Annotated in this window: 10 protein-coding genes; 2 read left to right on the top strand and 8 right to left on the bottom strand. The window is 58.1% G+C overall.

Translation table 11 applies throughout. From position 1 onward, the window contains the following. Positions 1 to 161 precede the first annotated feature (161 nt). The 7 genes from AB2B41_RS22100 to AB2B41_RS22070 all read right to left on the bottom strand — a co-directional run bounded on the left by AB2B41_RS22100 (position 162) and on the right by AB2B41_RS22070 (position 5,663). Complete coding sequence (locus AB2B41_RS22100) at positions 162 to 431, bottom strand: hypothetical protein (RefSeq protein ID WP_367879998.1); 270 nt, start codon at positions 429 to 431, stop codon at positions 162 to 164. 365 nt (positions 432 to 796) lie between these two features. After that, on the bottom strand, positions 797 to 1,909 hold the full coding sequence (locus tag AB2B41_RS22095) for an SH3 domain-containing protein (RefSeq protein ID WP_367879997.1): 1,113 nt from the start codon (positions 1,907 to 1,909) through the stop codon (positions 797 to 799). Between the two features lie 40 nt (positions 1,910 to 1,949). Next, positions 1,950 to 2,339, bottom strand: a complete 390-nt coding sequence (locus AB2B41_RS22090; protein ID WP_367879996.1) for a GlsB/YeaQ/YmgE family stress response membrane protein — start codon at positions 2,337 to 2,339, stop codon at positions 1,950 to 1,952. A 97-nt stretch (positions 2,340 to 2,436) separates the two neighbouring features. Beyond that, positions 2,437 to 2,760: a hypothetical protein gene (locus AB2B41_RS22085; protein WP_367879995.1), complete on the bottom strand. Its 324-nt coding sequence runs from the start codon at positions 2,758 to 2,760 to the stop codon at positions 2,437 to 2,439. Between the two features lie 69 nt (positions 2,761 to 2,829). After that, positions 2,830 to 3,753, bottom strand: coding sequence for an SH3 domain-containing protein (locus tag AB2B41_RS22080; protein WP_367879994.1), 924 nt, complete (start codon positions 3,751 to 3,753; stop codon positions 2,830 to 2,832). 34 nt (positions 3,754 to 3,787) lie between these two features. Further along, entirely contained in the window at positions 3,788 to 4,819 is a 1,032-nt protein-coding gene (locus AB2B41_RS22075; protein ID WP_367879993.1) for an META domain-containing protein, read from the bottom strand. A 184-nt stretch (positions 4,820 to 5,003) separates the two neighbouring features. Further along, entirely contained in the window at positions 5,004 to 5,663 is a 660-nt protein-coding gene (locus tag AB2B41_RS22070) for a helix-turn-helix domain-containing protein (RefSeq protein WP_367879992.1), read from the bottom strand. A gap of 983 nt (positions 5,664 to 6,646) precedes the next feature. On the opposite strand from AB2B41_RS22070, the gene AB2B41_RS22065 reads away from it, so the two are divergent. Then, positions 6,647 to 9,880, top strand: a complete 3,234-nt coding sequence (locus tag AB2B41_RS22065) for an ATP-binding protein (protein WP_367879991.1) — start codon at positions 6,647 to 6,649, stop codon at positions 9,878 to 9,880. Positions 9,881 to 9,981: 101 nt separating this feature from the next. Here AB2B41_RS22065 and AB2B41_RS22060 read toward each other — a convergent pair whose 3' ends face one another. Continuing rightward, a complete protein-coding gene (locus AB2B41_RS22060) occupies positions 9,982 to 10,356 on the bottom strand; it encodes a nuclear transport factor 2 family protein (RefSeq protein WP_367879990.1) in 375 nt (124 codons plus the stop codon). Between the two features lie 499 nt (positions 10,357 to 10,855). On the opposite strand from AB2B41_RS22060, the gene AB2B41_RS22055 reads away from it, so the two are divergent. Next, positions 10,856 to 12,106 (top strand): adenylate/guanylate cyclase domain-containing protein, encoded by a 1,251-nt coding sequence (locus AB2B41_RS22055; RefSeq protein WP_367879989.1) that lies wholly within the window; start codon positions 10,856 to 10,858, stop codon positions 12,104 to 12,106. The last annotated feature ends 103 nt before the right edge of the window (positions 12,107 to 12,209 follow it).

Genomic DNA, 12,209 nt, shown 5'->3' with positions numbered 1-12,209 from the left:
CATACCTGTTACTGAGGTCGTAGGCTAAATCCGTCCGGGGAAAGGGGAAGTGCCGTCACGCTCCGATTTGTGCAACAAAGCCGCGTAACGATCAAAAAAGTTGTGGCGAGAGCCTTTGGAAGTTCAGGATCCATAAGGTGAGTTACTCACAATATTTCTATTCATGTACCTTCTCGACGCAACAGTCGGCACGCTAGTGCCAGAATGACCAGGTTCAGCGCCGGCGCGAGTATCGCAAGCCACGGCTTGAAGGCATCTGCCACGCCATCAAGCCAGAGTACCCAAGGTAGCCCGAGTGGCATGAGAAACACGCCTGCCAACGGATCTCGCTCCTGACCGAAAAGCCCGAAAGTTCCGATCAGGAGCAACGTCAGGGCCACGAGGTAAAGCACCCCGACGATCCGAATGACCCATTTGCAGGCAGTGGCCATGCGGTGACTAGCAGTCTTCGGCCGGAACCATAACCACGCTTGAGTAGACGCCATTTGAGGTCGTAATCTCTGCACAAGCTCCGGTTTCGCGGTTGAACCAATATGTCGTTAGACCCTGACTGCGAATCGCATCGTAGCCCAAGGCCCGCAAACCACCCTCGGCCTGACCGGCGCGTGCACCCTGGAAGGATGTCACGTCAGTAGCGCTACCGACAGCCGGCATTCCCTGACCCGATGACGAGGAGCCTGTGTCCTCGACACAGGCAGCAAGTGAAAGCAAGCTGGCCCCAAGAATAGTAGCTTTATACGTGTGTCTCATGGTCTTTCTTTCCTTCTTCCTAGTTTGGAGTAAACGCAGATTGCGTCTACCTGATGCCGAAGATGACATTGAACGAGGCTTGTCTGCCGCCGCTGTTCATCACTTCGATACTGTGCTCACCGGACTGCCAAAGCTGCCCGCGATATTCCTTCGAAGGCCCTCCGCGATCCAGAAGCGAACCGTCCGGATTGAAGAGACGCCAAGACAGGCTTCCGCTTTGGGCGGCGAGGCGGAAATACAGGTTCTGACCATTTTGCGCACCAAGGATGTAAGTGACGGAACTTCCGGGGCCGAGTTGGTCCCTGATCTCTGTGCCGGTCGTTCCGGAGGCGAACCGAACGCGTTCGACCCGCGACATGCTTGGCAACTGGGTGGCCTGTCCGCTTTGCCCCGTGAGGAAACGGGCATTGACCCAGCCGCGTTCGCGCATGTCGGTCATCATCTCGATCTGACACCAGCGCGCTTGGCCTTGGCTTTGGCAGCCAAGCCGACGCACCTGAGATCCGTTGCTCAAGGCCCCGACGACTCGATGTCTGGTTCCCGGGCCGGCACGCACATTAAGCACATCGTTTGCAGCGACGCCCGTCACCCTGACTATGGGCCCGGATGCGGGCGGTGGCGCTGAACCGGCAATAGTCAGATAGCGCCCTGCAACCCAGCCACGCTCGCGCATATCCGTCATCATCTCGATCTCGCACCAGCGCGTGTTGCTCTGCATCTGACAACCGAGATTGCGGACCGAGGTGCCATTCGAAAGCGCACCGATGATCCTGTTACTTGTGCCGGGGCCGCTCCGCATGTTCAAAGTATCGCCGTCCCGCAGGCTGGTAACCTGAACAACGCTCCCCTCACCAGCAGGTCCATAGCCCGGCAGGAAGGAATTTCTCACCTGCCCCTCCGCGAAGAACTCGACCATGCTCCGCCCCTCACGCTCATAGGAGCAGGCGAAGTCTTCGAAATCTGTCTCAAGAAATATCCGGCCATTGATCGCGTGCGATCCGTCAACCCGTTGCCCATTATACCGCATATCTGTGCGCGCATTGAAATCGCGGAAATAATTCTGCGCGACAGCTGAACACTCGTTCACCATTAAGTCACGCGATTGAGCATTGGCCATGACGCTTGAAACGGCCAGCACAGCAGCAACCACAGGGAACATGATGGGCAAGAGTTTTGTCATTCTCACTCGGCTGGCCCTCTTATTTCGCGGCCTTGCGGATAAGCCGCACGATCAGGATTAGAAGAACTGAACCGATCAAAGCCGCGATAAAGCTGCCGATGGTGCCCCCAAGAGACATGCCAAGCAGTGGGAGCAGATACCCCGCTAGTATCGCCCCGCCAATACCCGCGGCGATATTACCCAGCAAGCCAGAGCCATGCCCTTTCACGATCAAGCCTGCCAACCATCCGATCACAGCCCCGAACACGGCAAGGATCAGAAGTCCGACAAGACCTCCGAGTGCGGAACCGACCGCCTGGGCAGTATTATCCTGAGCAATCGCCGAGACAGGCACAGTCACAACGGCAAACGTGCCAAGCAAAAAGAAGGCGCGAACGGAATTGGGCAAAATAGTCTTAGTGCGGTCCATGTCAGACCTTTCGATCAGAAGGTTTTGGAAACGGCTAGGGAAAGCCCCCTTGATCAGTGAAGCGCCGAAACCTCCCGGCGCTTCATTATTATGATGTTCAGGCGACACCTTCGTCGCCCATGAACATCACGGACGGGTTGCTGCCGTCCGCCGTAACAAGGCAGCGCCAAGGCGCGCCGTTCGCCCCGACGCGCATGTAGACGGCGTGTGCGGCTTCGGAGGATTCGGAACCAACGACGCGGACGCCGCCCATGGTCATTCTTGAAAGCTCGGCCTGACAGGCGCTTGTCGCGGCGCTGCTTGCCGTAAAGCTGCCTTCGATGAAGGTGGGCGCGCCTGCAGCAGGCGCCATCTGGCCAACGGATGAGTTCCCCGTCGTTTCGACGCACGCCGAGGCTATGGCAAGCGCACCAAACATCATTATCATTTTGAGAAGTTGGGTCATTTCAAACGTCTCCCCTTTTTGAGAACTGCGATTTGCACGTCGATCTCACTGGATGCCGAAAATGACGTTATAGGACTGGGCACCGTTGGCGGTATTATGAACTTCAATGACATGGTCCCCGGACTGCCAAAGCTGGCCGCGATATTCGAGGTCCGCTCCGACCTCGTCCAGCAGCACCGAGCCATCGGGGTTGTAGATGGCGTAGGTCATGCCCGGCCCGTTCGCGGCGAGGCGGAAATAGAAGTTTTGGCCATTGGACGCCCCTAGGATATAGCGGCGCGACTCTTGTGGGTTCAGACTGTCAGTGAATTCAGTACCGTTCTGGCCGCGCGGAAAACGAACCCGCTCGCTCGTATGGCCTGTCGTGTTCCCGCCCTGCATGACCGGTATGGACCGTGCCGCACGCACTGGACCGCTCGACTCAACCAGAAACTCCGCTGCGGCCCAGCCCGACGCGTCGCCATCGGCAATATGGCACCATATGCGCCCTTCCGATTGGCGGCAGCCAAGGTTTTCGACAACCGTGCCGCGAGGCAGTTTGGCGACGGTCTGCGAAGCGGTCGTCGGCTGAGAATGGACTAGAAGGCGGCTGTCCACATTTACCTCAAAATGGTCCGGTCCGTCGGCGCCGGCAGTCGTGTCATAGGAGGGTGTTGTGGTACCGGTCGCCAGTATCGTGCAGTATCCGCCCGCGCTGCCGCGCGGCTCCGCCTTGACAAGCAGATCGCTGCCGTCCGGCTCTGCGCTGATTGGAAAGTTAATGCCTCCGGCTCTTGCTTCGAAATAGTTCGGATTAAACATCCGAACTTCCGCCTGCGTGCCGTTCACGCGTACAATCCCGGCCGGATCCCAGGTCACGTTGATCCCGTTCGGACACTGCGCCGAGAAGGGCGGGATCTCGGCCTTGGCCGGAGACACGATGGCAATTGTGCCGTAAATTGCAGCGGCCAGAACGATGGCATTCTTCATAATCAAGGTTCCCTGTGTTTATCAATTATCGAGGTCAACCGCCGAAGATGACAGCATCTACTATCTCGTAGCGTTCGTTATCCACGCGTATCAGTGTCAAATCCCTCTCGCGCACTGCGGAGCTTTCGAATCCGCCACCCGCCTGACTGGTGTCGGAGCCTATGAAGGCACCATCTGTAAAGAACAGAATTCGGGAGACACCATCAGGCTTGGCAACCACAACCGTCGCGGTGCCGCCTTGATCGCGCGCGACACCCATACCGCAGGTGCCCATTGGCGTACCCTCGCCCACAGCGCAGGGAACAGGTCCCACGGCATCAAACACGCGCTGAGCAGCCCGAAGGATGGAGTCAGATCGCTCCAGATAGGTGCGCTGGCTCCAGCCCGAGAAACTCCCATCCAGCGGCTCAACGCGGCACCAGTCAGATTCACACCCCAGGTTGCGAAGTACCTGACCGGAGAAAGCTCCGCCGACGACGTCCGAACTCGTGTCCGGCTGTGCATTAATCGGCAGATCTTCCGACAGACCGAATGGGTTCAAATATGGTGGGCTACCCGCTGGTGGACCGACGCCCGCATGTGTTTCAGGAAGCTCGGGCAGACCCGCACCCCAACCGGTCCTGCGCACGAGTTCAACGGTGGTTTCGCCGTTCGACAGAGTGAGGACGTCGCTTATTGGATTGAACGCAACGGACATACGGCCGCCCAAAAGGTCGCCAAACCCGTCCTCTTGCGCGGCAAGCCTATTGCCTGGACAAGCCATTTTCGTCATTGCGACCGGTCCTTCGACTACGATTGCGCCGTCTTCAAAAACCGCCTTGCCCTGAAAACTATTGCAGCCTGTAGTGCCGGAGAACGAGCCATCGAATGCAACCTGGAAGGTGGCAGGCCCAACAGAGGCTTCGCCATTCAGCGCCATGACCTGCCATTCAGCTGCCCAAACACCGCTGATCGGCAGGATGACTAGCCAAGCCAATCCCACAAAGGCGATACGTCCTACACGAGAGAGCCCGTAGCTGAACTTTGACTTACAAGTCATACTCGACTGCAACCGCTGCCTCTTCATTGAAATTACGCTGCAAAGGTGCGTTCGCCGCCGCCAGAGCCCGACGAACCTATAAAGCTGGCAACTTCACCTTTCTAAGAGTTAGCTGAATCGGAACGGCGGCGAAGGGCGAAAATATGCGTTTGGGCGCTAAGTACCGAAGTCGCTCACGCGGCCTTGTGTCGAGAGCCGTATTGCTGAAGGTTTAAGCCTCAATTCTGAGCGCACTTTGCACGTGCATGAAATTCGGCCCTCGCAGCAAGGTCACCGCTTTGCTTACGTCGTCTGTTCTTACTGCTTCAATAAGTTCAAAACCGTTGTAGCCATTTTGAGGAAGATTGAAGTAACGCGCGACGTAATTCAAAACCCCCCAAAGCTGTCCGTTCTCGAAGATGGGCTCATAAATCGTCGTGTGGCCACGTCCATTATAGTTGCGAACGAACCTGTATAACAAAGCTTCCCCCGAAAGCAGCCCCGAATGCTCTAGTGTTATTTTCAGTTGCTCCTCGATTGCAGGATTGCCGAAGCGTGATGCATAAGCATCAAGGCTTCGACCAATCATGGCGTCAGGATCAAGGCCGCGATCGAGAAAGTGCTTCTTGCCTTTGGCGGATATCTCGACCAGTTTGAGTTTACTGTCGAGAAGCGAAGTGGGAAAGTAATCCTGGCGTAGGAAAGCTAGGCTTCGTAGCATGGCTCGGCGGCTTTCATCGCGCAGCAACAGATCATTCAGCGCGGCCCACCGCCTGGGGCGCGGACTCTCAACGCCTCGCTCCCAGCGGCTAACGGTGCCCTGGTCAACATGCAATTGCTCGGCAAGCTGCTGTTGTGTCATACCCAGCCGCCGCCGGAGTTCTCTGATCAACGCGCCGTTGATTGGACATCCCTTTCCGTTGGCCTGCTAATTGCACTTTGTACCTAGTGACGATCAGTCGGCAAGCAAGGCAGGACGAAACGTCCCTTGTAAATTGTTTTCGCGACATAGTCAGGCCTTGCGGTGGGTGGCCGGGTCAGAGAAATGCTGAGGCGTTAACGCTGCGCGCATAAAATTGGCGGTGTCGGCTATCATGTGTATGCATAGGTCTGCGCCTCTGGCTGGAAGTTGCAATGCAGCGTCGCAGAAAAAGGTGTTTTTTGACGAACGTCTGGATGTCTGTTTCACCTCTGCTGAAAATTCGCTCTCGCACTCACGGAGAACTTCCGCGTTCCGCCCTTCGCGAAGGATTCTTTACAGATCATGAACGTCGTAGAAGGGCTCGTTTGGGTCATCCGAGTCTTTTCATCAGATGACCGGAAAGCTCCCGTCAGCGGCCACTGATGACTGGCTCGCGCGCTGCAACGTCCGCTTCCGCGCTGCAACGACCGCTTTTGCCAACACCGGCCACTCGTTTTGACTGCATCCGATGTCTCAGAAGCGGACAAAACCGTCATTTGCCGCAGCCTCATAACTGCAGCTTCCTTGGTTGTTCGCTGGGCGGAAGCACCAATTCATTCAGAATATTTGATCGTGCGACTTCCGTCAGCAACACCATCCTGTAAAGTATTGAACAACAAACTCCGATTGGTGGCAGCATATTTCCGCCTGCTTTCTTGCTCGATTTTTGTCTGCGCGCGGTGGGCTTAAAGTTCGGCAATCGTAACCTATTCTGACAGTCCCGCCGCCCCCCTTGAACGTAAGTCCATAACGCAAGGCTCCTGTTCACCGGTTGCCTGTGATGAGTTTCCCATATTCCTCGTCCCCGCGCGGTACAGGCTTTCCACTTTTGCACAGCGGTCGTCAGTTTTGATTTTTCATTTCATAACGAGTACTCTCATAAGGTTGGCTGTTTCGATGCGTTCGAGGGAGCGATGACCGAGCAGATTTCCGAATTCCTCTTGGCACTGGACTTGTCGCAGCATGTCCCGGCGTTTGTCGAGAACGATGTCGAAATGGATTTGCTGCCATCCTTGAGCGATGCGGACTTACGCGATCTTGGTGTAGACAAGCTTGGTCACCGCAAGCGGATTCTGGCTGCAGCGGCGGCGCTGGGGAGCACAGAGGGACCAGCAGACGGAACGTCCGCACGCGCGCAGAGGCGGCTACTAACGCTCATGTTTGCCGATCTTGTCGGATCGACCGCGCTGTCGACGCGCCTGAGCCTAGAGGCCTATCGCGAGACGATCCGGGACTTTCAGGATACGGTCAGCGAGGGGGTGGAGAGCTACGGCGGGTTCGTGGCGAAGTTTCTCGGTGACGGTGTGCTCGCCTACTTCGGCTATCCGCAAAGTCACGAGGATGACGCTGAACGCGCCATCCAAGCCGGGTTGGCTCTGGTCAAGCAGATCGGCGAATTCACTGCGCCCAATGGTGCGGGTCGGCTGGAGCTGCGCGTAGGGATCGAGACAGGCCTCGCCGTTGTAGGTGAGATCGTCGGACGAGGGGCCGCGCAGGAATATTCCGCGCTGGGATCGACACCAAACCTCGCGGCACGGCTGCAGACGGTCGCGGACCCGGGCGCCGTCGTCGTCGGGCCAGCGTGCCGCAGGCTGTCGGACGGCGCTGCCGAGTTTGAAACACTGGGGCCGCACGTCTTCAAAGGATTTGACGATCCGGTACCGGTTTGGCGCGTGGTGCGGTTCTCGGGATCATATGACCGCCTCGAGCGTCGGCAGGGTGATCTGGCGCCCCTGGTCGGGCGGGAGCATGAGATTGGCGCTTTGGAAGCGGCGCTGTCCCGCACCCGCCTTGGCGCTCTGGGGACGACCCATGTGATCGGGGAACCCGGCATCGGCAAGTCTCGCCTGCTGCGCGAGTTCATCAAGCGGCAGGGCGAAGCGTTTACGCTGCTGATCGGCCAATGTAGCCCGCATGCCGAGACGACAGCGTTCCACCTGTTCATCGACCTTTTGAGGCGCTTTCGTGATACAGTGGTAGCTGAGGGCGGCTCTCTGGAAGACCGGCTGGTCGAGGCGGGACTGGACCGAGACCGCCACATTCCCTATCTGCGCCGGCTGGTCGAACCGCACGCTTCGATACCGGGCGTCGATCCCGACCTGATCGGTTCGCGGACCCGCGAGGCGCTGTCCGAGTTCATGATGATGCAGGGGCGTCTTAAGCCCACGGTTCTCTACCTAAACGACCTGCACTGGATCGACGAACGCTCGAGCAATGTTCTGGATGCCTTAGTGCGTGACCCCAAAAGGCGCGGTGTATTGATCGTCGCGACGTTTCGCCCCGAGTTTTCCGCGCCTTGGGCGGATGCGCCCGGCGTCGAGGAATTGGTTCTCGAACCCTTGTCGACATCTGAAGCGGTACAGCTCTTCCGCGAGCATCTGACAGATCGGGGTACGCTCGCCGACATGATGCCCTTTATTGAGCGCGCCGGCGGCAATCCACTGTTCCTTGAGGAGATTGCCCGTCACTTCACCCATGAGCCGTCGGAAGGGCCAGTACTAGACAGTTCGGGCATTCCCGAAACCCTCGCTGGGCTGCTGATGCAACGCGTTGACAGGCTCTCGCCGGAGGCGCGCAGATTGGTAGAGCGGGCGTCGGTCATCGGGCGTGAGTTCGACACGCGCCTCCTCGGCGCCGGGGGTGTGCGGCACTTGGCAGAGTTGGATCAGAGCGGCATCGTGCAGGCCCTGCCTGAGCAGCCAGACCGTTTCAAGTTTCAACATGCTCTGGTTCAGCAGGTCATCTACGAGAGCCTACTGTCCGAGGATCGCCGCAGCCTGCACGGAGATGTAGCGCGGTGTCTGGAGGACCTTCATGCCGGACAGGAAGTCGAAGTCGCGGAGTTTCTGGCGCAGCATTCCGAGGCCGCCGGGAACGCGATTGCGACAGCGAGATATGCACTCATGGCAGGGAACAAGGCGCTGGACCTTTTTGCGCTGCGCGACGCGCAGGAATGGTTTCAGAAATGCATTGACCTGACGGGCCCTGCCGGCGAGGTCGACGACATTCTGCTGCTGGCACGTGCGGTCGTAAACCAGACCCAGATCTTGTGCTGGAACGGCGACTTTCCGGCGATGACGGAACTGGCTCGAAGTCATCTCGCGCGGGTCCAGACGCTTGGCGAGATTGAGGAGGTCTCACGGCTACTGACCTGGATCGGCGAAGGGTACATGCACGCCACGCGCTACGCGGATGCGAAGCAGGCCTTTGATCGCGCCCAGACCATTGGCGAGGCGTTGGGCGACGAGAGCAGCGTCGGCTACGCCAAGGGGTTGAGACTTTGGCTAGATTCGATCGTGGGCGAAGGAGAGACCTTTGACGCGCTGCCGTCGCGCAGCAAGTCGGTCGAGGTGCTGGGCAGGCATCTGGGGGACCGCTACCTGTTCACGCTGTCGCATTATACCCGGTGGGCGCACGCAACGCAGGTGGGACAGGTCGGCGTCGCGGCAGAGGAGGCATCGTACCTTCAGGCGATGGGCTCGCGGGACAACTATCCGCCGGCCGAATGCTGGGGTGCTTGCCTGTTGGCGCTCAGTCAGGCGGAAGCGGGAAATCTCAAAGATGCGTTTGCGGCGGCCGAGCATGGTGTTGCTTCGGCGGCCAGCGGCTTCGACCGGTTGATGGCCGACCTCGCTCTGGGGATGGTCCTTGTCGCGGCCGACGACCCGTCGCCGGGGCTGGCGCGCCTCTCAAATGCTCCGTGGCGGACGGAGCGGATTGGGGCCTTCTATTTCGCCTATGCCGGGGACGCCGCATATGGGCGCGGCCTCGTGCGCGGCGGACAGCTCGAAGAAGGAACTGCGTGGTTGCGGGAGGGCATGCGCTGGTTTGATACTTTGGGGAACCGGAGGGGGAAGTGCCTCTCGATGCTCGGCTTACTGGAAGCCGCCGCCAAGACCGGAGATGCCACGCAGGCGCGGCTCTGGTTCGAGCGGACCACGAACGAGGCGGCGCGCGCCGGAATGCGCGGGGTGCAGGCCGAAGCCCACCTGATCGTGGCGGACGTGTACGAGCGGATCGGGGATCTTGACGTCGCGATGGCCGAGAATTCGGCAGCGAAGGTGCTTGTCCAACCACTGGGCTGGCTCGCGCTCGAGCAGCGGCTCAACGCGCAGGCGCGGCGGCTGGCGACCAAAAAGCGTTATTAGGGCGCGCCGCCGGGCCACCTGCCGTCAGCTGCACTGCCTCACACGTTCCATCAGACGGGGCGCTGAACGTCATGGCTCCTGCGAAACGCGAGAGCGCTTTCCTAGAAGGCGCCCTTCCACTGTTCGGTATCCACGAACCACCGCTCCTCGACGATCTTGTCATCCGAATTGAAGCGAAACAGAACTGCGCATTGCGAGCCGTTGGGCAGTTTCGCGGCCGTAAACCGGAGCACCGTAACAACTTCGTTCTCTCCGGTGCAGTGGGTCATCGATGTGATGTCAAAACCGGGCGGCAGCGCGTCTCCCACACCGTCGAGCGCGGACCGAAAAGCCGCGCGCCCCTCCAAAACGTCATCCTGTCCTGGCAGGACGAAGATCATGTCTTCGGCATAATCAGCAGCGAGCTTGTCCAACTCGCCAGCTGCAAGCGCCGCCCAACCATTTCGAACGATGTCGGTATGTTTCGTGTCGGTCATGACATTTCCCCCAAAATACTTAGGAATGATACCACAGGTCGGAGCGCGGTTACAGTTTATCGGGGCTGCTGTTTCGCAGCACTCGTAAGTCGAGCGGGGACGTGATTGAATTTCTCATCGCGCTTCAAACTTGAGGGGCCGCAGACGCAGACAGTGGATTTAGGTTTAGTCCGCTTCGGGCTCCTTTGGGTCATCCGACTCTTTTCATCAGATGACCGGAAAGCTGCTATCAGCGGCCACTCATGTCTGGCTCGCGGCGCGAAAAAGTCCGCTTTTGCGCCGCAATGCCCGCTCTTGCCAACACCAGCCAGTCGTTTTGACTGCGTCCGATGTCTCAGAAGCGGACAAAGTCGACGCTGGCCCGTGCCCCCAAAAATCAAAGCTCGACCATTGGATCAAGTTTCCGAGCTAGAGAGAATAAAGCCGTCGACACTGACATGCTGTGAGAAAAGTCTGCCGACTTGAACGCTGCGATTTGTACTAGGGAGTCGCACTTGACATGGCTATCCTAAACCTACGGAAGCAGAAGGACAGTGCATTCTTGGTGCAGAGCCCGGCATATTTTGACTCTAGGCTGGCGGGGGAAGTGTCGCGTGCTCGTGCTATTGCAGGTGTTGGCTTCCCGCTGGGGTTAGGATTTCACGTCTTTGCCACAGCTACGTTTCTGTACCTTGGAGCCATGCCGCTAGTTTATTTCAACATTTTCAGCGTGCTGGCTTTCAGCCTGGCTAGTTACCTCATTATTTGGAAAGATAGACTTAAATTCGCTTACGTTCTCGCTGCATTTTTTGAAATGCCGTTGCATGCAGCTTTGGCAACGTTGACGTTTGGGCTTGAGTCCCTTTTCTTAATTTGGCTTTTCATTCCCGCACTCATCGTCTTTTGGCTTCCTTTCACTTGGCGCGCGCGGATCGTCTTTTCAGTAGCGACTGCCCTGTTCTTGGTTCTGATTGCAGTGCTTGGGGCAGTCACTGCGCCATGGCACCAAATACCTTTGGGTTGGATGACGTTCTTTGTTATCTTCAATGCCCTTGGGGCCATAAGCACGCTTGGTGTTCTGTTTGCGCTGAACCATCGGATCACCACCAAGGCTGAAGCCGCTTTAGAGAAAGAATATGCCCGGTCCGAGTCGCTGCTTTACAACTTGCTTCCAGAAGACATCGCAGCAAGATTAAAGGTCGAACCCGACCAGACTATCGCAGACAGCCTGCCAAAGGTGGCCATCCTGTTTGCGGATATTGTGGACTTCACACCCCGTGCTGCAACGCTTCTGCCGGAAGAGATTGTTGGGTTCCTAAACAAGATTTTCCGCGCTTTCGATGAACTGGCTGAGAAACACGGCTTGGAGAAAATCAAGACTATCGGAGACGCGTACATGGTTGCTGCTGGCATGCCCAACCCATGCGGCGACCCCGTGCATCGGGTTGCTGAGATGGCTTTGGACATGCAGCAGACTGTGGAGAAGATGGCTCCTGAGTTTCCTGAGGGGCTGCAAGTCCGCATCGGGCTTCATGCCGGGCCTGCGGTGGCGGGTGTCATTGGGAACCGGAAGCTGTTTTATGATGTCTGGGGAGAGACAGTGAACACAGCATCCCGTATGGAGAGCCATGGAGAGCCAGGGCGTATTCAGGTCACCACTGCCGCCAAAGAAGAGCTAGAGGACGCCTATGAATTCGAACCACGCGGTGCGGTTGAGGTGAAGGGGATTGGGGCCGTCGAGACTTGGTGGTTGGCCGGTGCAAAGGCTTAAGGAAGACCAACATGCATGTCTGCTCAGGGCTCTTCTGAGACATCTGAGCGTTTCGGTCAGATGTCCGCAAAGCCGCACTTAGAAACCATTCGAGACGACCGAA

Origin of the sequence: Sulfitobacter sediminis (genome assembly GCF_040811725.1) — a bacterium.
GTDB classification, from domain to species: Bacteria; Pseudomonadota; Alphaproteobacteria; order Rhodobacterales; family Rhodobacteraceae; genus Sulfitobacter; species Sulfitobacter sediminis.
The sequence above is the reverse complement of the archived record's forward strand: the minus strand, read 5'-3'. Positions and strand labels throughout refer to the sequence as shown.